The organism is Phyllobacterium sp. P30BS-XVII, from assembly GCF_014138335.1.
Lineage (GTDB): Bacteria > Pseudomonadota > Alphaproteobacteria > Rhizobiales > Rhizobiaceae > Phyllobacterium > Phyllobacterium meliloti.
Map to the genome: position 1 here is coordinate 549,814 of NZ_JACGXO010000001.1, position 21,137 is coordinate 570,950.

Here is a 21,137-nt window from a genome sequence, read left to right on the forward strand (position 1 = left end):
GTTTTCATGAATATCGGCAATGCATCGGAAAAATCAGGACTGCCGCCCAAGACCATTCGCTATTATGAGGATATCGGGCTGCTCAAGCCTGACAGATCAGACAATGGCTATCGGGACTATTCTATGTCAGATGTACACAAGCTGCGCTTTCTGCAACGCTCACGCGGTCTTGGATTTTCCGTGGAAGAATGCCGTCAGCTTCTGGCGCTTTACGAAGACAAGGAGCGCGCGAGTTCCGATGTCAAAACCATAGCGAAAACGAAACTCAAGGAGATCGACCGCAAGATCACCGAACTGCGCGAGCTGCAACATACACTGCAACATCTGGTCGCCCATTGCCATGGCGACCAGCGGCCCGACTGTCCCATTCTGAAGAGTATTTCCGGTACCGGTGACGATTAGGCGATAGTGGAAACCACGTCCGCCGAGATGCGCAACTCGCGCAAGGGACGCACAACAGCCGTCGTTTCACTGTAGATCGGGTGTGCCTTATAGGCCGCCAAGGCTTCGGCGCTTTCGAATTCGCCATAGACAACGATATCGATCTCGCCGGAGATTGGATCGGTCTTGGTGTTCTTCATGACCTCAAAAACGATGGAATGCGGAATTTCTCCAAGCCGTTTCAAACGGGTGTGGATTGTGTCGACATCTTCGGGATTGCGGGCACTGAAGAATACAATATGGCGGATCACGGTCGTTATTCCTGCTTGATCGAACTGGCGCGGACTTTTAATGCACCTGATCATAGCGTCAATAGATGTGCTGTCGCAGTTTGACCGGCAACCTTGCCAGCTGGCACAATTTCTGCGCTGGTAGCTGCAAACACGCGGCATCCTGCCCTTGGCATTTTTGGTGAGGTTGGGGTAAACGTTCTGGCGTTTAACATGTCACCCGACGATCTGAAAACACCAATCTGAGGCGTATATGGCCGACTACGGTCAACAGACACGACCCGATCCTGATAAGCTGCTTGAGCTTGCCACGCGTGAAACGCGCGGCAAGCTGACCGTTTTTCTGGGGGCTGCTCCCGGCGTGGGCAAAACCTATGCGATGCTTTTGCGCGCGCGCCGCCTGAAAGAGGATGGCGTTGATATCGTCATCGGCCTTGCTGAAACCCATGGCCGCACCGAAACCGCCGAGCTTCTTGACGGGTTGGAAGTGTTGCCACGCAAGCAGATCGGTTATCGCGGCCGCTCGCTGGAAGAGTTCGATCTGGATGCGGCACTGGCACGTAAGCCAAAAGTGCTGGTGCTTGACGAACTTGCCCACACAAATGCACCGGGCAGCCGCCATCCCAAGCGCCATCAGGACATTGAAGAATTGATCTGGCAGGGGATCGATGTCTGGACAGCAATGAATGTCCAGCATCTGGAAAGCCTGTCTGATCTGGTAACGAAGATTACCGGCGTGATTGTGCGCGAGACCGTGCCTGACGTGGTGCTGAAACGCGCCGATGAGGTGCTGCTCGTCGACCTGCCACCAGCGGAACTCATTGCCCGCCTGAAAGAGGGCAAGGTGTACCTGCCCGGCAATGCCGAGCGCGCTGCCGTGGGCTTTTTCAAGCCAGCCAATCTAACGGCATTGCGCGAGCTTGCGCTGCGCCGCACTGCCGACCGCGTTGATGACCAGATGATCGATCTGTTGCGGCAGAACGCCATTGAAGGCCCATGGGCTACCGGCGAGCGGCTGCTGGTCTGTGTCGGGCCTGACAGCCTGTCCGACAAGGTTGTGCGCACTGCGAGCCGCCTCGCCTCGGGCCTCAATGCCCGCTGGCTGGTGGTTTCGCTGACCAAGACCAGCGACGCCGGCATGGATATAGGCGCAAACCAACGGCTCGACGAACTGCTTGATCTGGCGGAAAGACTTGGTGCGGAAACACGGCGGGTGATCGCGCGGGATTTTGTCGACGAAATCTTCCGTATCGCGCGGCGTGAAAACGTCACACAAGTCGTATTGGGCCGCCCCAAGGGCAAGCGCTTTGCCAATCCATTCCGCCGGTCACTTCCCGATGAAATCATGAAACGCTTCACCGATGTGGGCGTGCATATCGTAACCGGCGACGAGCAGGATAAACCCTACGTGCCGCCTGCGCCGCAAAAACGCTCAAGACGCGAGCTTGCGGAATCCATCGCCATTCCTGTTGTGGCAACCGCTGCAACGACACTTCTGGGGCTTGGCGCCAGCGAAATTGTCCATCCGCAAAACCTTTCGATGCTCTATCTGGTTGCGGTCATCCTTTCGGCCATGTCGAGCGGACGTTTCGCCGCCATCATTGCGGCTGGCCTGTCATTCATCCTTTACAACTACTTTTTTATTGACCCGATCCACAATCTCAGCATCGCCAAGCCGCATCAGCTGTTTTCGCTCATTATCTTCCTTGGTGTGGCGCTGATGATCGGCGATCTCGCCGGACGTTTGCGTGATCAGGTGGCCCGGTCACGCAATCAGGCCAAGAATACGCAGGCACTCTACGAATTTTCCCGCAAGCTTTCCGGCACCGCCCGGCTTGACGATGTGCTTGTGGCTGCCGCCATGCACCTCCATTCAACCTTTGGCACAGGCGTTGTTATCCTGCTGCCGGAAGAGGGTGATCTCTCGCTGCAAACCGCGTGGCCGCCGGACCTGACACTTGATAATACGGATATGACCGCCGTCCGCTGGGCATTCGAAAAGAATGAACGGTCCGGTCATGACACGGGCACACTGCCGCAAATCCATTGGCAATTCCTGCCCATCCTCACATCGCACGGTGTCGCGGGGGTTCTTGGCCTTTCCATGCTGGAGCATCCGGCATCGCTGACCGAAAACGAGGATCGCATGTTGACCGCGATCCTGGATCAGACGGCAATTGCCATTGATCGCGCATTGCTGGTGCGGGAAAACGCCAAGACTGCGGCGCTGCAGGAGAGCGAGCAACTGCATGCTGCGCTGTTCTCTTCCCTTTCACACGATCTGAAAACGCCGCTGGCTTCAATCACAGGCGCGGTCACCACGCTGCGGGAGCTTGGCGGCCGCATCAAACCGGAAGGTCGTGACGATCTTCTGCTTTCCATCGAAGAAGAAGCGGGGCGTTTGACGCGCTTTGTTTCCAACCTCTTTGACATGACGCGGATCGAGGCTGGCACGCTCAAGGTCAAGAGCAGCCCCGTCGACGCAGCCGATGTCATCGTTTCCTCGGTGGAGCGCATGAAGAAGCTCAAACCCGGCGTTGCGATTGACATCAGCATTGCTCCTGACCTTGCAACGGCGAGTGGCGACTCTTCCCTGCTCGGGCAGGTGCTGTTCAATCTGCTCGACAATGCCGCCAAATATGGTGGTGAGGGCGCGATTTCGGTTTATGCAAAGCAAGATGCAACAGATGTGGTGATCAATGTCACTGATCAGGGAAAAGGCATTCCGGCAAAGGATATTGATCGCATCTTCGAGAAGTTCTACCGGCGCGTAAAAGGCGATGGAAGAGCTGCGGGCACCGGGCTTGGCCTCTCCATTTGCCGGGGCTTTGTCGAAGCCATGGGTGGTACAATTAAAGCCGAAAGTCCTGCCATCCGGAAGCGTGGAACGCGCTTTATTATCCGGCTTCCTATATTTGACGAGACCAGGAACGAGGATACGGCTGCATGAACGAGAACCGCATTCTTGTGGTCGATGATGAACCGCAAATTCAGCGCTTTCTGCATCCCGCACTGACGGCATCCGGTTACGATGTCATCACCGCGACAACGGGCGCAGAGGCAGAGCGCATGATTGCGACAAGCGCGCCCGATCTCGTCATTCTCGATCTTGGTCTTCCTGACAAGGACGGCAAGGAAGTCATCAAAACTGTACGGGCCTTTTCCGAAGTACCGATTATCGTTCTGTCGGCGCGTGACCGCGAAGTGGAAAAGATTGCAGCACTCGACCTCGGCGCCAATGACTATGTCGAAAAGCCCTTCGGCATTGGTGAATTACTGGCGCGGGTGCGTACCGCCCTGCGTCAGAAAGTGGCCGGGACCAGCGTTCCCTCGCGCTTTGAGTGGAATGGCCTTGCTGTTGATATGGCGAAGCGGGTGGTCACGCTCAAGGGCGAGGAACTTCATCTGACGCGCAAGGAATATCAGCTTCTTGTGCATCTTGTTCTCCACCCCGGTCTTGTTGTGACGCATCGCCAGCTTCTGGCGTCCGTATGGGGCGCTGCTCATGTGGAAGACGTGCATTATCTCCGGGTTTTCGTCGGCCAGCTCAGAGCCAAGATTGAGGAAGATCCCAACCATCCGCAGTTTATCAGGACAGAGGCTGGCGTCGGCTACAGGTTCATCGCCGAGTAAGGCGTTTCACTGCCTCCCAAACTTCCTGTCGACAATTGCTGGCAGCTTTGACAAGCTTCCGTCAATCCATCGACAACAGATTCGGGAAACGCCTCCATGACCTCATTCAGCGCGACGGTTCTATGGAACCGTGCTTCAGATGCCGTTTTTACTGATAATAAGTATAGCCGTGCCCATGTCTGGCAATTTGACGGCGGGGCGGAAGTGCCCGCTTCATCATCGCCGCATATTGTGCGCCTTCCCTATTCGGCGGCGGAGAATGTCGATCCTGAAGAAGCCTTTGTTGCCTCCCTCTCCAGCTGCCATATGTTGTTCTTCCTGTCAGGTGCCGCAAAGGGCGGTTTCATTGTCGATGAATATCGCGACGAAGCGTCAGGGGAACTTGGCAAGAATGAAAATGGCAAGCTCTTTGTCAGCAAGGTCGTGCTGAAACCACATGTGACTTATGCTGGGTCTGCGCCGGATCGAGCCACAGAAGAGCATTTGCATCACGAAGCGCATGAGCAATGTTTCATCGCCAACTCCGTGCGAACCGATATCAGCATCGATCTGGGATAAGGGAGGAATATTATGTCAGAACTGAAAATCAGCGATGCCGTCAACACGACCTGCCCATGGTCGGGCGATCCCATCAAGGAAGATAGCCTGACCCTCTACAAGGGTGCCGTAGTGGGGTTTTGCAATACCGGCTGCCGCGATAAATTCGAGAAGGCGGTCAACCATTTTGAAGAAGCGCTTGTTCATAACAGGCACGAAAGCATTTAAATCAGAAGGCCCACCGGCAAAATCCGTTGACAAATTCAGTCGGCGCATATACTTAAGTGTATGCTTAACCAACAGACACCACTTGATCTCATGTTTCAGGCGCTGGCAGACCCATCCCGGCGCTTCATGGTCGAACGGCTGAGCCGTGGCCCGGCCTCCGTCAGTGAACTGGCCAAACCGTTGACCATGTCCCTGCCCGCCGTCGTGCAGCATTTGCAGGTGCTTGAAAACAGTGGCCTGATCCGTACGGAAAAGGTCGGCCGCGTGCGCACCTGCCATATTGAATGGACAGCCATGCGAACGGCAGAACAATGGATGGACGAGCGGCGCAAATCTTGGGAGCGCCGGCTTGACCGGCTCGGCGACTTTCTCGCCAGCGATGACAATCAATAACCCGGAGCAGAAGTATGACCAACCGATCGGTAAAACACGATACATTCGTTATCGAGCGCAGCTATGCGGCGGCCCCGGCGCGGGTATTTTTTGCCCTTAGCGATAAGACAGCCAAGAGCAAATGGTTTGCCGGGCCGGATGAGAGTGCCGGGAGATTCGAGATGGATTTTCGGATTGGCGGGCATGAAATCAATCGCGGCGGACCAAAGGGCGGCCCTGTTTATACATATGATGCGGTCTATCAGGACATCGTGCCCGACCAGCGCATCATCTATACCTATGATATGTATGTCGATGACAAGCGCATTTCTGTCTCGGTTGCAACGATGGAACTGAAACCCGAGGGAACCGGCACAAAGCTTGTCCTTACCGAACAGGGTGCCTTTCTCGATGGGCTTGACGATCCGGCTATGCGCAGACGCGGGACGGAAGAGCTGCTTGATGCTCTTGGCGCCTCGCTGAAGGGCGCGCCAGTCAACGCGTGAGACGCGCCCTTAAAGCGGATCACCGGAGCCGGTGACAATTGTCTCCACCGGCTCTTCTTTTATCCGTCCCTGACGCTTCAGCTGCTGTTCGCGGAAGAAGATGAACAGACCCGATGCGACGATGAATCCCGAGCCTATGAGCATGGGCAGTCGCGGCACGTCGCCAAAGACCAGCCAGCCGAACACAATGGCCCAGAACAAAAGCGTATATTGCAGCGGCGCAACCGTGGCGGCATCGGCCATCTTGAGCGCGCGATTAACCAGCATATGGGCCAACATGGCCACAACGCCGAGAATGCCCAACAGAACCAGATCGCGCGGGCTGACCGGCTTCCAGTCGAAATAAAGCGATGCCGCGCCAGCAAGACCCGCACCGACAATCTGCCAGAACACCAGCGTCGTGTCGGGCGTACCCCGCAGCGACCGTCCCAGCAACAGCATCAGCGCAAAGGTCATGCTGCCCAAAATCGATATAATGGCTTGCGGCGTCAGCGCCTGCGAAGACGGCTCCAATGCGATGACAACACCAATGAAACCAACGACGATTGCGCTCCACCGCCGCCAGCCAACCGGCTCTTTCAGCACAAGGGGTGAAATCGCCGCAACGTAAATCGGAGCTGCCAGCCAATAGGTCATCACATCTGCCAGCGGCAAATAGACCACGGCAAAATAGAACGCAAAAATCTCGGCCGTTGACGCCGCAACACGCGCAAATTGCAGGAATGGCTTGTCGACCTGCATGATTTTCTTCGGCCCTGAGAACCAGAGGAAGGGCGCAAGAACGATCAATGCCGCGACACTGCGAACAAACACCACCTGCCCGACTGAATAGGTCGATACCAGCCATTTGCCCATCACGTCATTCAGGGCAAACATCAGCATGCCGAGCAGCATCAAAAGCACGCCGGTGCGCGCCAGAGATGGTTCGGACGTTGCAGAAAAGGCACCGGAGCGGGCGGACATGGAAGTTTCCTCGATACTGGTCTTTTTCAGACTGCTTTGATCGATTTTATCAAGCTAATCCAGTCGAAAACAGCAATCGCGGCGCAAGGGCGCAAAATAGTTCTCCATTATGGCATTCCGGTCGCGCTTTGCCCGAAAGCTGCCCCTCTGGAATAAACCCGGTTTCGGGAATATAAATCTGCGAGACTGATATTTTAGCTCAAAGAAAGAATACGCTCATGCCCCGGGTTTCGCAGCTGTTCTTCAAGACCGCAACTGTCTTCTTTCTGATCGGTATTATCCTAGGGCTTCAAATGGGCATGTCGGGCGACCATGCGGCGTTCCCTGCCCATGCGCACCTCAACCTGCTCGGCTGGGTCACCAGTGCCATATTCGGCATTTATTACGCGCTCAATCCCGCCAGGGCCGAGGGTCGATTGCCGATGATCCAGTTCGCCATCTTCACGATAGGCGTCATCATCATGATTCCGGCGCTGTATTTTCTCAATCTTGGCAATACGGCAATGGTGCCGCTTGTTGGTATCGGCTCGTTTATCGTCCTTGCCGGTGTCGCGTTGTTCGCAGCCGTGGTTTTTTCCAACGAGGCATGATTCGCAGATCGCTGCCTATTCGCGCAGCGCACTCAGTCCAGCTATGAGAATTAGAACCTTCTGAAGGATTTGGTGGAGCCAAGCGGGATCGAACCGCTGACCTCTTGCATGCCATGCAAGCGCTCTCCCAGCTGAGCTATGGCCCCATTCCATTAGCCGGTTTCGGCTAAGCCGGATAAATCCGGCTGGACAGTCGAACGGTCGGGAACCGTTCCGAGGCGGGTACATAAAGCCCGCCGCAGAGAAGATCAAGGTCTATTCGCCGGATATTTCCGTTATTTTTCGGAAGCGCGAAAGACCTTGATAGAAATCAATTTTCGTCGTCTTCGCCGATACCGCCGCCGAGGATGTCGGTCACGTCATCATCTTCGTCTTCTTCGTCTTCGGCAAGGAATGTGTCATCGTCGTCGGCATCATCGACATCAACGTCGACATCATCGCCCAGATCCGGCACATCGGTATCGGAATCGCCATCGGCTTCTTCAAGCGAAACAAATTCCGGCTTCTCGAGGATAACGTCCACTTCTTCAGTCTCGACTTCTTCCTCTTCTTCGCGTGCAGAAGGAACAGTCGAATCAAAATAGCTCAGCGGATAGCTCTTGCCCGTATAAGGCGAGACAATCGGATCGCGGTTCAGATCGTAGAATTTCTGACCTGTTTCAGGGTCAACTCGCTTGGTACCAAGTTTTGGATTTACCACGTTATGCCTCGTCTTCTGGCTGCGCCTGCATTCGGTATGCCACCGACCAACCGTTTATGCCAGCGCTCATCAAATGGATTTCTGGTCCCATAAACGCAATTCAGCGCATTTGTCAATTCAGCGCATTTGTCAAAGCCAAAAACGATGAGTGATTGCCATTGAGCCAATCTGTGCATTTGCGAGATGACCGAACCGGCAAGCTGTGTTACGAACGCCAGCGCCCATCGGCTCGACCTGAAACACCAATTTTCCTTGTGATCGATCTTACTCATGTCCCATTCCGCACTGCCCAAGCCCGCCACCGCCCGCCGCTCCAATGCCCTTACCGGTGATATCCGGATTCCCGGGGACAAATCGATATCGCATCGGTCCTTCATGTTTGGCGGCCTTGCCTCGGGCGAAACCCGCATCACCGGACTGCTCGAAGGCGAGGATGTGATCAACACCGGCCGCGCCATGCAGGCCATGGGTGCAAAAATTGTCAAGGAAGGCAATGTCTGGATCATCAAGGGCACCGGCAATGGCTGCCTCTTGCAACCGGAAGCACCGCTTGATTTCGGCAATGCCGGTACAGGCGCACGTCTCACCATGGGGCTTGTTGGCACCTACGCGATGGAAACCACATTTATCGGCGACGCATCCCTGTCGAAGCGTCCGATGGGCCGCGTGCTCAACCCGTTGCGGGAAATGGGCGTTCAGGTGACTGCATCGGAAGGCGACCGTATGCCGCTGACGCTGCGTGGTCCGAAAGTAGCCGCCCCCATCACGTACCGCGTGCCCATGGCCTCGGCGCAGGTCAAATCCGCTGTGCTTCTGGCCGGTCTCAATGCGCCCGGAATCACAACGGTCATTGAGCCCGTGATGACACGCGACCATACGGAAAAGATGCTGCAGGGCTTTGGCGCCAACCTTACCGTCGAAACCGACAGAGACAATGTGCGCCATATTCGCATTGAGGGTCAGGGCAAACTGACGGGCCAGACCATTGATGTGCCCGGCGATCCATCATCGACGGCGTTTCCGCTCGTGGCAGCATTGCTTGTTCCCGGCTCCGATATCATCATTCGCAATGTCCTGATGAATCCCACCCGCACCGGACTTATCCTGACCTTGCAGGAAATGGGCGCAAGCATTGAAATCCTCAATGCACGGCTTGCTGGCGGCGAGGATGTGGCTGACCTGCGGGTGCGCGCTTCCGAACTCAAGGGTATTGACGTTCCCGCGGATCGCGCGCCCTCGATGATCGATGAATATCCTGTGCTCGCCGTGGCTGCGTCTTTCGCCACGGGAGAGACCGTGATGAACGGGCTCGAAGAATTGCGGGTCAAGGAATCGGACCGCCTGTCAGCGGTTGCCAACGGCCTCAAGGCCAATGGCGTCGATTGCATGGAAGGTCCTGAAACCCTGAGTGTTCGTGGGCGCCCTGACGGTAAAGGCATCGGCGGCGGTACAGTTGAAACCCATCTTGATCATCGCATTGCCATGAGCTTCCTTGTCATGGGCCTTGTGGCGGAAAAGCCCGTCACCGTCGATGATTCAACCATGATTGCCACCAGCTTTCCGGAATTCATGGGCATGATGACCGGCATGGGGGCGGAGATTTCAGAGCAGGGAACGCCAGCCTGATACGCATATGAGCGCATTTTTTTCCGCATTGACGGTATACTTTCTCTATTTGATGTCGAGCGTACCGTTCATCGTCTGGGCGGGGCGAAGCGCCTATGCGGGCACAATTTCCAGTGGATCATCGCGGCCATGGCCCGGCATTTTGAGCACGATCATGCGGGTCGTTCTTCCTTTGCTGCTGATCTTCCTCTATGCGTGGAACGTCTCCGACGGTTCACGGTCAGGCTTGCCCGAGGTCGAAACTGCAGGAACAAGCGATTGGACGCCCTATCAGTTTTTGCTTCTGCCGCCCGCGTTCGGTTCAATCGCCGGTTATGGTATAGGCTTCCTCATGGGCGCAAAGGCCGGAAAAAGAGTGTTATGATCGAACCTGCTGTCCATATGCAGAGTGTATCGAAAACGGTCTTGCCGCAGGCAGGGGGCGTCTGATGTATTTTATCCTGACGTCTCTGGTCATTGTCAGTGTTTCCTACGCTATTGAGCGATTTGCGCTGAAAGTCCGCTTCGGACTGTTCGCCCTCCTGTTCTGGCTCTTTATTTTCCAGTTTGCATTGATCTTCGCCATTGATGCATTGCTGCAGAATTTATCAGCCTATCTGCCGGACTGGCTTTCCTCGATGGTGACAACGGTGGGTGGCTTTGCCTTTGTGTCAATCGGCATTACGCCCCTGATAACGCTGGTCCTTGCTGCTGCCTATTCGCTGTTCGCACTGGGTAACTGGCTGTTTGACCGCGATGAAAAGGATGATGTCGATGTACCATCCCGGTTCACCATTGCCATTGATGGTCCGGCTGCATCCGGCAAGGGAACACTGGCGCGGCGGATCGCCGACTATTACGGCTATCACCATCTCGACACAGGTCTGACCTACCGGGCTGTTGCCAAGGCATTGCTCGACCAGGACATGGCGCTTGATGACGAATTCCTCGCCGAAAAGGCAGCGCGCACGGTTGACCTGTCCAAACTTGACCGGACGGCGCTATCGACACATGACGTCGGTGAAGCCGCATCGAAGGTCGCGGTCATGCCGGCTGTGCGCCGGGCACTTGTCGCGTCACAGCAGGCTTTTGCCCAGCGCTCACCCGGCACTGTGCTTGACGGGCGCGATATCGGCACCGTTGTATGCCCCGACGCGCCGGTCAAACTCTATATTACCGCCTCACCGGAAGCACGGGCCAAGCGACGCTTTGAAGAGATCAAATCGACGGGCGGGGGTGCCGAGTATGAGGAAATTCTTGCTGATCTCACCCGCCGTGATGCGCGCGATATGGGCCGCACGGACTCGCCGCTCAAGCCCGCTTCCGACGCGCACTTGCTTGATACGACAGAAATGGATATAGAGACCGCGTTTCTTGCTGCCAAAAAGCTGATTGATCAGGCTTTGGTGGGAAACAAGCATTAAACAAGCATTTGCTACCGATCCACGCACCGGATTGCCCCTGTAAGGGCGGGTTGGCACGCAAATGAACCGTAACACGAACCACCGGTGCTGTGTCCGATGACTATTTCCGGACATATCAGGAGTATTTATGTCTCAAGCCAATCCAACGCGCGAAGATTTCGAAGCTCTTCTCGCCGAGTCCTTTGCCACCAATGACCTTGCTGAAGGTTATGTCGTCAAGGGCCGCATCGTCGCCATCGAAAAAGACATGGCGATCATTGACGCCGGCCTCAAAGTTGAAGGCCGCGTACCGCTCAAGGAATTCGGCGCGAAAGCCAAAGACGGCTCGCTGAAGCCAGGCGATATCGTTGAAGTTTACGTCGAGCGTATCGAAAACGCCCTCGGCGAAGCCGTTCTGTCGCGTGAAAAAGCACGCCGCGAAGAGAGCTGGGTCCGTCTTGAAGAGAAGTTCAACCGCGGCGAACGCGTCGATGGTGTTATCTTCAATCAGGTCAAGGGTGGCTTCACCGTCGATCTCGACGGCGCCGTAGCCTTCCTGCCGCGCTCGCAGGTCGACATCCGTCCGATCCGCGACGTTACCCCGCTGATGCACAATCCACAGCCCTTCGAAATCCTCAAGATGGACAAGCGCCGCGGCAACATCGTTGTTTCGCGTCGTACCGTTCTTGAAGAGAGCCGTGCTGAACAGCGCTCTGAAATCGTCCAGAACCTTGAAGAAGGTCAGGTCGTTGAAGGCGTCGTCAAGAACATCACCGATTACGGTGCGTTCGTTGATCTGGGCGGTATCGATGGTCTGCTGCACGTCACTGACATGGCATGGCGCCGCGTCAACCATCCTTCGGAAATCCTGAACATCGGCCAGACGGTCAAGGTTCAGATCATCCGTATCAACCAGGAAACACATCGTATTTCGCTCGGCATGAAGCAGCTCGAAAGCGATCCTTGGGATGGTATCGGTGCGAAGTACCCGATCGGCAAAAAGATCACCGGTACGGTTACGAACATCACCGACTACGGTGCATTCGTCGAAATCGAGCCAGGCATCGAAGGCCTTATCCACGTTTCCGAAATGTCCTGGACAAAGAAGAACGTGCATCCGGGCAAGCTGCTCTCGACCACGCAGGAAGTCGAAGTCGTTGTTCTCGAAGTGGACCCGGTCAAGCGCCGCATCTCCCTCGGTCTCAAGCAGACACTCGACAACCCATGGACAACCTTCGCAGACAAGTTCCCTGTCGGCACGATCGTCGAAGGCGAAGTCAAGAACAAGACCGAATTCGGCCTGTTCATTGGCCTCGACGGCGATGTGGACGGCATGGTTCACCTCTCCGACCTCGACTGGAACCGTCCAGGCGAACAGGTCATCGAAGAGTACAACAAGGGTGACGTGGTCAAGGCGCAGGTTCTCGATGTTGACGTCGAGAAGGAACGCATCTCGCTCGGCATCAAGCAGCTCACAGGCGACAAGGTCGGTGAAGCAGCAACGTCAGGTGAACTGCGCAAGAACGCTGTTGTAACTGTCGAAGTAACCGGCATCACCGATGGCGGCCTCGAAGTTCGTCTGGTTGATCACGATCTCGACTCGTTCATCCGTCGTGCGGATCTTTCCCGCGATCGTGACGAACAGCGTCCAGAGCGTTTCACCGTTGGCCAGAAGGTTGACGCCCGCGTCATCGCCTTCGACAAGAAGACCCGCAAGCTGCAGGTTTCCATCAAGGCGCTTGAAATCGCTGAAGAGAAGGAAGCAGTCGCACAGTACGGCTCGTCCGACTCCGGCGCTTCACTCGGCGACATCCTCGGTGCCGCTCTGAAGAAGCAGGAAAAGAACTAAGCTTTTCCCAGCGTTTCAGACTGAAACAGAAACCCGCCGGTCTCGCGACCGGCGGGTTTTTCTTTGTGCGTTGTCAAATCGTATCGAACTGGATGAGGATGAATACGATCTGGCAGATGAGCGCGAGACCAAGAAGTAACAGTTGCGTTCTCTGCTCGCGCACATAAATGGCAGCTCCACAGACGATGATGAGAAACAGATTGCGGAATGGGTACTCCGGTCCGAGTGAATGAAAATGCTCCCGCCCTTTCATGGCGGTGTCGGCAAAATCAACCACAAAAATCGCCATCAATATGCCAAAGAACCACGCACGCCGTGACATGAAGTAGTTCTCATAACCGGAATAGCCTTCCATGCTATCGGGGAACAGCAAGCTGCAGGCCAGAAAGTGCAGGCTGGCGTAGAAAATGACAAATAGATAAGCCTCAAACTTCCACACTAATGTTTGGTGCAGATAAAATTCAAACCACCAGAAATGCACAACCGTCAGAAATGCGAAGAATACCCAGCCAAGATGAACCGCGTAAATATTTTTGCGCAGGGGATGCTGGATGATACGGGCGACACCGGTCAACAGACGCGAGATACTCAGCCCCAGAATAATTCCTATAATCACACGTACGTGGGTAAATACTTCCGGGCTCGGTATATTGCTATCCATTACATATCCCCCATTCTGGTCCAATCAAATTGGCATGAGGTTTATGCTAGCCAAGTCTTATACCGATGCAAATCTTCATCTGCTTTATTCAGTTGAGAATTGTACTTTCATGGTCTGCGGGGTTGCTGTCCCTTTCGAAAGATAGGGAAGGACGTCCGCAAGCGGCAAGCGGTGGGACACCAGCCTTGCCATCATTCCATTATCACGCTGCAGGATCGCCAGTGCTTCAGGAATATTCCGGTTCAGCGAATGGGAGCCGACCAGACTGATCTGGCGGCGGAAAATCTCGAATGGTGCAATTTGAATGCGTGCATCCGGAGCGCTGACCCCGAAGACCAGTGCAGTCCCACCATCAGCGGTATAAGCGATCATATCCTCCACCACCTGCGCAATACCTGTGGCGTCAGCAACAAAATCAAAACTCTTCTTCAGATGTGCAAGATCGGATGAGCCGGAGCGCAGAGGCGTCAGGCCAAGGGACTGGGCGAATGTCAGGCGACTTTCGTTGATATCTGCAACGCTGACATCTTCAACGCCCTGCGCCTTCAACGATAGAGCCATGAGAAGCCCGATCGGTCCGGCGCCGAACACAAGGGCATTTTCGGCACTCGAAGCGCGCGCATTGCCGAGACCATTGAGCACACAGGCCAGAGGCTCCGCCAGCGCAGCCATATGGAAAGGCAGGTTGCCCGTTGCATGGAGATGGCCGGTTTTAACGGTGCTGTATTCGGCGAACCCGCCATTGCGTGACACGCCATAGGCTTCCAGTGTCTCGCATAGATTGGTCAGCCCCTTGCGGCAGGAGCGGCATTTACCACAGGGTATATTGGGGTCGATAGCAACCCGGTCGCCCGGTCGCCAGTCTGTGACGTCCTCGGCAACAGCTTCGACAATGCCCGCATATTCATGTCCCGGCACCAACGGAAAGGCACCGTTGCCATAACGTCCATAAAGGACATCGATATCCGTATGGCAGAGACCGGATGCCATGACACGCACAAGGGCGTGCCCCGGCTCAAGCTCCGGTTCCCTGAGATCGGCCAATCCCGCGACGCCCCAGCCCGTGAAATGAATGGCTTTCATGGCAAACCCACTCTGTCCTGTTGAAATTTCAGATACTGGCGAATGGTCCGCGCATTGTCTGCGCGGACCATAATTATGAGGCTATTTGATATAACCGGCGCGCGTCATGATCTGTTCGACCTGCCGCTGCCCCGCGTCCAGAGCCTGATCGACGGTCTGCGTTCCGGCAAGCGCTGATGATATGAGCTGTCCGATGGTTGTGCCGAAAGCCTGAAACTCGGGGATGGCTACGAACTGGACACCCGTATAGGGCACAGGGTCTTTTGTCGGCTTTGTCGGGTCAGCGGCCATGATGGATTTCAGAACTGTAGCGGCAAAAGGCGCCGCCTTCTGATACTCCGGATTATCGTAGGTGGATTTGCGCGTTCCCGGCGGAACGGCAACCCAGCCCTCACTGGCGGCAACCCGTTTGACATATTCCTTCGACGTCGCCCATTTGATAAAGGACTTTGCCGCATCCACCTTTTTCGAGGTGGCAGGAATGGCGAGGGTCCACGCCCATGACCAGCCCGCACCATTGGGCGAAACCTGAACCGGTGCCCGCGTGAATGCGACCTTATCGGCTACCTTGCTCTGCTTGGGATCATAAACACGGCCCGCAGCGGATGTTGCATCGATCCACATGGCGCAATGACCGGTGGCAAAGAGCGCCTGATTTTCATTGAAACCATTGGATGTGGCACCGGGCGGGCCATAATGCTGCATCAAATCGACATAGGTGGTAACTGCCTGTTTCCATGGTTCGGAATTGATCTGCGGCTTCCAGTCCATGTCGAACCAGCGTCCACCATAGGTGTTGATCATGGTTCCAAGGAACGCCATGTTCTCACCCCAACCAGCCTTGCCACGCAGGCAAATACCATATTGCTCTTTCGACTTGTCGGTGAGTTTGGCGGCAAATTGCCTGATCTGGTCATAGGTGGGCTGATCCGGCATGGTCAGACCCGCCGCATCGAAAAGATCCTTGCGATAAAGCGTAAAGGAACTCTCCGTGTAGAACGGAACCGCATAGAGTTTGCCGTCTACAGTCAGGCCTTTTTTGATCGGATCGAGTAGATCGGCGTAGTCATAATCATCACCAAGATCATCCACCGCCGTGAGCCAACCTGATTTGCCCCAGATCGGCTCTTCATATCCACCGATGGTCAGAATATCGAACTGGCCGCTCTTGGTGGCGATATCTGTCGTCACACGCTGACGCAGCACGTTTTCTTCCAGAACCACCCAGTTGAGCTTATTGCCGGTTGCCTTCTCCCATTCGGGCGACAATTTCTGCATCACGATCATATCGGCATTGTTGACGGTCGCGATGGTCAATTCTTCTGCAAACGCAGTGCTGGCAAGAACGCCGGTGGCGGCGGTCATGAGCAGCAGATGCGTTGCCCTCCTCAAGGTAACGCTCATTCTTTTCCTCCTCCAAGGTTAAGTTCACGAACTTTACGCACGTAAACTTAAAATAAGTCATACCAAAATATTTGTAGGCATGTATACAAAAATCTGTATGGAATAATTCCACCGTCTCCAAGCGTTTGGCATGGGCGCGGGCCCGCTACACGCCGGTGGTTGGGAACATACTCCATCACGGACGCCATGAGAGTAAAAGTTGAGATGATCCAGAATTGGTATGGTTTAATTGAAAACTTGACGCATGTGATTAGCCCTGTAAATTTTTGATTGGCATGATTTGCTGCCGATACCAGAATACAATCGAAAAGGCCGACGGGATTGTCTCAGGACATTTTCTTCACAAGCACGACGATGTCTCCTAGAACAAGCGAACCGGTCGTGAAAAGGGAATGCGCGCGGTGAAAAAGACGATCAAGACCATGGAAGATTTTTCCGCGTTTGTGGGCCTGTCCCGACCGACCGTGTCGAAATACTTCAACGACCCAAACTCCGTGCGTAAGAAAACCCGCGAAATCATTGAGGCCGCGGTCAAGCAATCGGGTTTCCGGCCAAATATTTTTGCGGTCAACCTCAATCGCCGCCGCACCAATATTCTCGGTATCATTATCCCGAATTCGACGGACCCATTCTATACCGCACTCACCCGCAGGATCGAAGGGATTGCCGAGCAGGCAGGCTATCTTGCTTTTGTTCTGAGTTCCGACGGCAAGCCGGAACTTGAAGAGCGCGCTATCGAAACATTCAAATCAATGAATGTGGCCGGGTCCATCATCGCACCACTCGGCGTACAGTCCCATCAGGAAAAACTGCTGAAACTTGGCGAGTCCATTCCCATGATCTATGTGGACTCCCCGCTCGATACAGTTTCGCCCTTTGTCGGCACGAATAATCGGCAAAGTTTTCAGCTCATTGTCGACTATCTGACGCGATCCGGCGATGCGCCGTGCTATTTCGGCATGCCGCCCGTCAACAGCAACGCGTTTGAGCGGCGCGAAGCCTATAGTGAAGCCATGGAGCGCCTCAAGCTTGAACCTCGGATCATCGAAGTGGAGCAGACAGCCGATTGGGATTTTGAAAAGTCTGCCTTCGACGCAACAATCCAGATTCTGCGCAATGGCGGCTTTCCAACCAAAACTGTGCTCTGTGCCAATGATCGTGTTGCATTCGGCGTTATTGCCGCGGCTTTTCAAGTGGGGGTCAAGGTTGGACGCGGCGATGATTGCGACCTGCGTGTGGCCGGTCACGACGATCAACCGCTGTCGCGCTATATGTGCCCGCCTCTAACGACTGTGGCGCAAAACTACAACGAGATCGGCAGGCTTGCGGCGGCGCTGCTGTTTCACAAGCTCGGCGAGCATCAGGATGCGAAGTTCGAATTGCCTGCCAATGAGCGGATATTGCTGAACGCGGAGATCATGCTGCGGATGTCCGCCTGATTCAAAACTTGTCGCGCGTAAAGATTTATTTGTTGACATGGAAATAATACGGCTTATCTCTTTGTCGAGCGTATTGACGATTCATGCGCGAGACAACAGGCAGATACCGATATGGCGCTTGACATGCCCCCTTCTTCCCTGGCTCCGGAAAGCCTTGGCCCGACCATCACCATTGGTGAAATCCTCGTCGAGATCATGGCCACCACAACAGGCAATGGCTTTCTCGATGCACAGCCGCTGATTGGGCCTTTTCCCAGTGGTGCGCCGGCTATCTTTATCGATCAGGTGGCCAAATTGGGGGCTCAGGCAGGTATCATTGCCACCGTTGGCAAGGATGATTTCGGCCAGTTGAATATTGAACGTTTGCGCAAGGATGGCGCCGACGTCTCGGCCATTACCATCAGCCCCGATTATCCGACAGGGAGCGCCTTTGTGCGCTATGCAAACGATGGAACACGGGATTTCGTTTATAATATCGCCCGCAGTGCTGCCGGTGAAATCAGCCTAACGGATGCCGCCAAAGCTCTGATTGCGCGCGCCGGCCATCTGCATGTCATGGGTTCGGCCCTGTCGATCCCGGCCGTATGGCCCATCGTCGAATACGCCCTGCACGACATCAAGCAGCGTGGCGGAACACTCTCGCTTGATCCCAATATGCGCAAGGAACTGGCCGCTGGCAGAGAAACGGGACGCCAGTTCGCCGCTCTTCTACAGGCAACAGACCTGCTTCTGCCATCCGGAGATGAACTCTTTGTCGCCAGCCCGGCTGCATCTGAAAATGAAGCCATCGACGCGCTTCTTTCGTCAGGTATTTCCGAGATTGTCCTGAAGCGGGGACAGGACGGTTCCACGCTCTATACAAAAACTGGCCCTGTTCATCGTCCGGCTTTCCTTGTCGATGAAATCGATCCGACCGGCGCTGGCGATTGCTTTGGCGCCACCTACCTTACATGCCGTCGTCTTGGCCACTCAGCCGTACAGGCGCTCGACTATGCCAATGCGGCCGGAGCGCGCAACGTTACCCATCGCGGCCCCATGGAAGGCACATCGACTTTTCATGAACTTGACCAGTTCATGGCTTCGACACCAAGGAAATAAACATGTTCAAGTCCCTCTCCCAATTGGCCAGCGCACACCGGAACGGCGAAAATGCGGGGATCACATCCGTCTGCTCCGCCCATCCACTTGTCATCAGGGCGGCCCTGCGGCGAGGCAAGCAGCATGGGCAGATCGTGCTCATCGAGGCGACGTGCAATCAGGTCAACCAGTATGGCGGCTATACCGGGATGACACCCGTTGATTTTGTTGTCTTCGTCGAAGCGATTGCGCGGGAAGAAGGCTTTGACCGGAACAGGCTGATTTTTGGCGGCGACCACCTCGGCCCTAATCCATGGCGCAAGCTCCCGGCCGATGAGGCAATGGCGAAAGCCGTGACCATGGTCATCGACTATGTGCAGGCGGGTTTCACCAAAATTCATCTGGATGCCAGTATGGGTTGCGCGGGAGAGCCCGCAGCGCTTGATGATGAAGTAACCGCCCAGCGCGCGGCGCAGCTTGCCAAAGCAGCTGAACAGGCAGCCCAGAACAGCGGCTTTGCCTTGCCGAATTACATTATCGGCACCGAAGTGCCTGTTCCCGGCGGCGCGGATCATGAATTGACCGAGGTCACGCCTACCAGCTCCGAGGCAGCGCGGCACACAATTGCCGTTCACCGGGCACGGTTTGCCAGCGAAGGGCTGCAGGATGCCTTTGACCGGGTTATCGGCATTGTCGTTCAGCCCGGCGTTGAATTTGGCAATGAGAATGTTGTCGAGTACAGGCCGGATCGGGCGATAATGCTGACGAAGCTGCTGGATAGCGAGCCGCAATTCATCTTCGAAGCCCATTCCACTGACTATCAGACGGTACAATCGCTTTCGGCGCTTGTGCGCGACGGATTTCCGATCCTCAAAGTCGGCCCCGGCCTGACTTTTGCGCTGCGTGAAGCGCTTTACGGGCTCGACCTGATCGCGTCAGAGCTTGATCCATCCTATGGCGAACGCCCGCTTGCCCACGCCATGGAACGCCTGATGCTGGAAAAGCCCGATCATTGGGCCTCGCACTATCATGGGGCGAAGGGTGCGCTGCATGTTCAGCGCCATTACAGCTATAGCGACCGTATTCGCTACTACTGGAGCGAACCGGAAGCGGTGGCAGCGGTTAACACCTTGATGGCTGCTCTACGTGGCCGAGACATCCCGGAAACACTGCTGCGACAATTCCTGCCTGCTCTCAATGTAAAACCGGCAGATCGCAACAATCCGGAAGCAATCCTGATTGCCGCTATTGACCGCGTGCTTGCGGATTATTCCGCCGCCTGCGGCTGGTAAAGCGCGGCAACGCGCCGCGAGAGTTGATATCGATCAACTCTTTGCCTTCGGAGCAAAAGGCTTTAAACAGCAGGGGAATATAGGACGATTTCCATAGGAGAGCCTGATGACAATCACGAAGCCAAAACTTGTCACGATTTTCGGAGGCTCGGGTTTTGTCGGTCGTCACATCGTGCGGGCGCTGACCAAGCGCGGTTATCGCGTTCGTGTCGCCGTTCGCCGTCCTGACCTTGCCTTCCACCTCCAGCCTCTGGGCGGCGTCGGTCAGATTCAGGCGGTTCAGGCCAATCTGCGTTACCGCTGGTCCATCGACCGTGCCGTTGCCGGTTCCGACCACGTCATCAATCTTGTCGGTATTGCCTATGAAAGCGGCGCCCAGCGTTTCAGCACTGTGCATGAGTTCGGCTCCCGCGCCGTGGCGGAGGCTGCGCGTGCGGCGGGTATTCCGCTGACACATATGTCCGCGCTTGGCGCGGATGCGCACTCCTCTTCGCTTTATGCCAGCACAAAGGGTCGTGCAGAGGCTGCCGTCCGTGAAACATTGCCCGATGCGGTGATCATCCGCCCCTCCGTTGTGTTCGGACCTGAGGATGATTTCTTCAACCGGTTTGCCGCCATGGCGCGAATCTCGCCATTCCTGCCACTGATTGGCGGCGGTAAGACCAAATTCCAGCCTGTCTATGTCGGCGATCTGGCAGAGGTCTTCGCCCGCTCTGTCGACGGCTCGCTGAAATCAGGACAGGTCTATGAACTGGGCGGTGCAGAAGTGCTGACATTCCGCCAGTGCCTTGAAGAGACCCTGCGCGTCATCGGGCGCAAGCGTATATTCATTTCAATCCCATGGTGGGTCGCCAAAATTCAGGGCACCGTTCTTGGCATGTTGCCAAAGCCGCTTCTGACTAAGGATCAGGTGGTGCTGCTGCAGAAAGACTCCATTGTCTCTGAAGCGGCAAAAACCGAGAAACGCACGCTTGAAGGGCTCGGCATCCAGCCGCAGACAATCGAGACGATCCTGCCGTCCTATCTCTGGCGCTTCCGTGTGCAGGGCCAGTATTCGAGCCAGAAACCTGCCTGATTTCAATATCGTAATCTAAAATGAAAACCCCGGCAGTGCCGGGGTTTTT

The 21,137-nt window shown here is 55.5% G+C and carries 23 protein-coding genes and 1 tRNA gene; 17 read left to right on the top strand and 7 right to left on the bottom strand.

The annotated features are described in order from the left end of the window. Positions 1-6 precede the first annotated feature (6 nt). Complete coding sequence (cueR, locus tag FHW17_RS02670; RefSeq protein ID WP_112522685.1) at positions 7-402, top strand: Cu(I)-responsive transcriptional regulator; 396 nt, start codon at positions 7-9, stop codon at positions 400-402. Here the strand turns inward: cueR and FHW17_RS02675 are convergent. Then, positions 399-692, bottom strand: a complete 294-nt coding sequence (locus FHW17_RS02675; RefSeq protein ID WP_091879180.1) for a Dabb family protein — start codon at positions 690-692, stop codon at positions 399-401. The genes cueR and FHW17_RS02675 overlap by 4 nt on opposite strands. A 93-nt stretch (positions 693-785) precedes the next feature. Between FHW17_RS02675 and FHW17_RS02680 the strand changes: the two genes are divergently transcribed. The 7 genes from FHW17_RS02680 to FHW17_RS02710 all read left to right on the top strand — a co-directional run bounded on the left by FHW17_RS02680 (position 786) and on the right by FHW17_RS02710 (position 5,947). Then, a complete protein-coding gene (locus FHW17_RS02680; protein ID WP_112522686.1) occupies positions 786-917 on the top strand; it encodes a potassium-transporting ATPase subunit C in 132 nt (43 codons plus the stop codon). Between the two features lie 7 nt (positions 918-924). Beyond that, positions 925-3,621 carry a sensor histidine kinase KdpD gene (locus FHW17_RS02685; RefSeq protein WP_112522687.1) on the top strand — a complete coding sequence of 899 codons (2,697 nt, stop codon included), beginning with the start codon at positions 925-927 and terminating at the stop codon, positions 3,619-3,621. Next, the gene (locus FHW17_RS02690) at positions 3,618-4,304 is read left to right on the top strand and encodes a response regulator (RefSeq protein WP_091879183.1); all 687 of its coding nucleotides are present in this window, start codon (positions 3,618-3,620) and stop codon (positions 4,302-4,304) included. Before FHW17_RS02685 ends, FHW17_RS02690 begins: the two co-directional genes overlap by 4 nt. 96 nt (positions 4,305-4,400) lie before the next feature. Next, positions 4,401-4,862: an OsmC family protein gene (locus tag FHW17_RS02695; protein WP_112522688.1), complete on the top strand. Its 462-nt coding sequence runs from the start codon at positions 4,401-4,403 to the stop codon at positions 4,860-4,862. 12 nt (positions 4,863-4,874) lie between these two features. Beyond that, positions 4,875-5,069, top strand: a complete 195-nt coding sequence (locus FHW17_RS02700; RefSeq protein WP_112522689.1) for a glutathione S-transferase — start codon at positions 4,875-4,877, stop codon at positions 5,067-5,069. Positions 5,070-5,129: 60 nt separating this feature from the next. Further along, the gene (locus FHW17_RS02705; protein ID WP_091879186.1) at positions 5,130-5,462 is read left to right on the top strand and encodes a metalloregulator ArsR/SmtB family transcription factor; all 333 of its coding nucleotides are present in this window, start codon (positions 5,130-5,132) and stop codon (positions 5,460-5,462) included. Between the two features lie 14 nt (positions 5,463-5,476). After that, on the top strand, positions 5,477-5,947 hold the full coding sequence (locus FHW17_RS02710) for an SRPBCC family protein (protein ID WP_112522690.1): 471 nt from the start codon (positions 5,477-5,479) through the stop codon (positions 5,945-5,947). Positions 5,948-5,956: 9 nt separating this feature from the next. On the opposite strand, the gene FHW17_RS02715 is transcribed toward FHW17_RS02710, so the two are convergent. After that, on the bottom strand, positions 5,957-6,910 hold the full coding sequence (locus tag FHW17_RS02715) for a DMT family transporter (RefSeq protein ID WP_112522691.1): 954 nt from the start codon (positions 6,908-6,910) through the stop codon (positions 5,957-5,959). 218 nt (positions 6,911-7,128) lie between these two features. Here FHW17_RS02715 and FHW17_RS02720 point away from each other — a divergent pair, with 218 nt between their 5' ends. After that, on the top strand, positions 7,129-7,500 hold the full coding sequence (locus FHW17_RS02720) for a hypothetical protein (protein WP_112522692.1): 372 nt from the start codon (positions 7,129-7,131) through the stop codon (positions 7,498-7,500). 70 nt (positions 7,501-7,570) lie between these two features. Here the strand turns inward: FHW17_RS02720 and FHW17_RS02725 are convergent. Then, positions 7,571-7,646: transfer RNA gene (locus tag FHW17_RS02725), tRNA-Ala, on the bottom strand. A 164-nt stretch (positions 7,647-7,810) separates the two neighbouring features. Further along, positions 7,811-8,200 (bottom strand): TIGR02300 family protein, encoded by a 390-nt coding sequence (locus FHW17_RS02730; protein WP_112522693.1) that lies wholly within the window; start codon positions 8,198-8,200, stop codon positions 7,811-7,813. A gap of 270 nt (positions 8,201-8,470) precedes the next feature. On the opposite strand from FHW17_RS02730, the gene aroA reads away from it, so the two are divergent. From aroA to rpsA, 4 genes are all read left to right on the top strand, one after another. Further along, positions 8,471-9,826 carry a 3-phosphoshikimate 1-carboxyvinyltransferase gene (gene aroA, locus FHW17_RS02735; protein ID WP_182509161.1) on the top strand — a complete coding sequence of 452 codons (1,356 nt, stop codon included), beginning with the start codon at positions 8,471-8,473 and terminating at the stop codon, positions 9,824-9,826. A gap of 7 nt (positions 9,827-9,833) precedes the next feature. Next, positions 9,834-10,190, top strand: coding sequence for a hypothetical protein (locus FHW17_RS02740; protein WP_091879197.1), 357 nt, complete (start codon positions 9,834-9,836; stop codon positions 10,188-10,190). A gap of 358 nt (positions 10,191-10,548) precedes the next feature. Continuing rightward, positions 10,549-11,229, top strand: a complete 681-nt coding sequence (gene cmk, locus FHW17_RS02745) for a (d)CMP kinase (RefSeq protein WP_227988219.1) — start codon at positions 10,549-10,551, stop codon at positions 11,227-11,229. Positions 11,230-11,356: 127 nt separating this feature from the next. Continuing rightward, positions 11,357-13,057, top strand: coding sequence for a 30S ribosomal protein S1 (gene rpsA, locus FHW17_RS02750; RefSeq protein ID WP_091879198.1), 1,701 nt, complete (start codon positions 11,357-11,359; stop codon positions 13,055-13,057). A 73-nt stretch (positions 13,058-13,130) separates the two neighbouring features. Here rpsA and FHW17_RS02755 read toward each other — a convergent pair whose 3' ends face one another. From FHW17_RS02755 to FHW17_RS02765, 3 genes are all read right to left on the bottom strand, one after another. Beyond that, the gene (locus FHW17_RS02755) at positions 13,131-13,718 is read right to left on the bottom strand and encodes a hypothetical protein (protein ID WP_113095261.1); all 588 of its coding nucleotides are present in this window, start codon (positions 13,716-13,718) and stop codon (positions 13,131-13,133) included. An 84-nt stretch (positions 13,719-13,802) separates the two neighbouring features. Continuing rightward, a complete protein-coding gene (locus FHW17_RS02760; protein WP_182509162.1) occupies positions 13,803-14,801 on the bottom strand; it encodes a zinc-dependent alcohol dehydrogenase family protein in 999 nt (332 codons plus the stop codon). 81 nt (positions 14,802-14,882) lie between these two features. Next, positions 14,883-16,166 carry a sugar ABC transporter substrate-binding protein gene (locus FHW17_RS02765; protein WP_182509403.1) on the bottom strand — a complete coding sequence of 428 codons (1,284 nt, stop codon included), beginning with the start codon at positions 16,164-16,166 and terminating at the stop codon, positions 14,883-14,885. A 431-nt stretch (positions 16,167-16,597) separates the two neighbouring features. On the opposite strand from FHW17_RS02765, the gene FHW17_RS02770 reads away from it, so the two are divergent. From FHW17_RS02770 to FHW17_RS02785, 4 genes are all read left to right on the top strand, one after another. Further along, complete coding sequence (locus tag FHW17_RS02770; protein WP_246706719.1) at positions 16,598-17,644, top strand: LacI family DNA-binding transcriptional regulator; 1,047 nt, start codon at positions 16,598-16,600, stop codon at positions 17,642-17,644. A gap of 123 nt (positions 17,645-17,767) precedes the next feature. After that, the gene (locus FHW17_RS02775) at positions 17,768-18,742 is read left to right on the top strand and encodes a sugar kinase (RefSeq protein ID WP_182509163.1); all 975 of its coding nucleotides are present in this window, start codon (positions 17,768-17,770) and stop codon (positions 18,740-18,742) included. Between the two features lie 2 nt (positions 18,743-18,744). Next, positions 18,745-20,013: a D-tagatose-bisphosphate aldolase, class II, non-catalytic subunit gene (locus FHW17_RS02780; protein ID WP_182509164.1), complete on the top strand. Its 1,269-nt coding sequence runs from the start codon at positions 18,745-18,747 to the stop codon at positions 20,011-20,013. A gap of 106 nt (positions 20,014-20,119) precedes the next feature. Further along, a complete protein-coding gene (locus FHW17_RS02785; RefSeq protein WP_182509165.1) occupies positions 20,120-21,088 on the top strand; it encodes a complex I NDUFA9 subunit family protein in 969 nt (322 codons plus the stop codon). Positions 21,089-21,137: the final 49 nt, after the last annotated feature.

Bases quoted from the DNA above. Each gene is read 5' to 3' on its own strand.
- FHW17_RS02760 (WP_182509162.1), bottom strand. From the start codon at position 14,801: ATGAAAGCCATTCATTTCACGGGCTGGGGCGTCGCGGGATTGGCCGAT.
- cueR (WP_112522685.1), top strand. From the start codon at position 7: ATGAATATCGGCAATGCATCGGAAAAATCAGGACTGCCGCCCAAGACC.
- FHW17_RS02775 (WP_182509163.1), top strand. From the start codon at position 17,768: ATGCCCCCTTCTTCCCTGGCTCCGGAAAGCCTTGGCCCGACCATCACC.
- FHW17_RS02695 (WP_112522688.1), top strand. From the start codon at position 4,401: ATGACCTCATTCAGCGCGACGGTTCTATGGAACCGTGCTTCAGATGCC.
- FHW17_RS02780 (WP_182509164.1), top strand. From the start codon at position 18,745: ATGTTCAAGTCCCTCTCCCAATTGGCCAGCGCACACCGGAACGGCGAA.
- FHW17_RS02715 (WP_112522691.1), bottom strand. From the start codon at position 6,910: ATGTCCGCCCGCTCCGGTGCCTTTTCTGCAACGTCCGAACCATCTCTG.
- FHW17_RS02785 (WP_182509165.1), top strand. From the start codon at position 20,120: ATGACAATCACGAAGCCAAAACTTGTCACGATTTTCGGAGGCTCGGGT.
- FHW17_RS02770 (WP_246706719.1), top strand. From the start codon at position 16,598: ATGCGCGCGGTGAAAAAGACGATCAAGACCATGGAAGATTTTTCCGCG.
- FHW17_RS02710 (WP_112522690.1), top strand. From the start codon at position 5,477: ATGACCAACCGATCGGTAAAACACGATACATTCGTTATCGAGCGCAGC.
- aroA (WP_182509161.1), top strand. From the start codon at position 8,471: ATGTCCCATTCCGCACTGCCCAAGCCCGCCACCGCCCGCCGCTCCAAT.
- rpsA (WP_091879198.1), top strand. From the start codon at position 11,357: ATGTCTCAAGCCAATCCAACGCGCGAAGATTTCGAAGCTCTTCTCGCC.
- FHW17_RS02755 (WP_113095261.1), bottom strand. From the start codon at position 13,718: ATGGATAGCAATATACCGAGCCCGGAAGTATTTACCCACGTACGTGTG.
- FHW17_RS02690 (WP_091879183.1), top strand. From the start codon at position 3,618: ATGAACGAGAACCGCATTCTTGTGGTCGATGATGAACCGCAAATTCAG.
- FHW17_RS02765 (WP_182509403.1), bottom strand. From the start codon at position 16,166: ATGACCGCCGCCACCGGCGTTCTTGCCAGCACTGCGTTTGCAGAAGAA.
- FHW17_RS02720 (WP_112522692.1), top strand. From the start codon at position 7,129: ATGCCCCGGGTTTCGCAGCTGTTCTTCAAGACCGCAACTGTCTTCTTT.
- FHW17_RS02705 (WP_091879186.1), top strand. From the start codon at position 5,130: ATGCTTAACCAACAGACACCACTTGATCTCATGTTTCAGGCGCTGGCA.
- FHW17_RS02685 (WP_112522687.1), top strand. From the start codon at position 925: ATGGCCGACTACGGTCAACAGACACGACCCGATCCTGATAAGCTGCTT.
- FHW17_RS02700 (WP_112522689.1), top strand. From the start codon at position 4,875: ATGTCAGAACTGAAAATCAGCGATGCCGTCAACACGACCTGCCCATGG.
- FHW17_RS02740 (WP_091879197.1), top strand. From the start codon at position 9,834: ATGAGCGCATTTTTTTCCGCATTGACGGTATACTTTCTCTATTTGATG.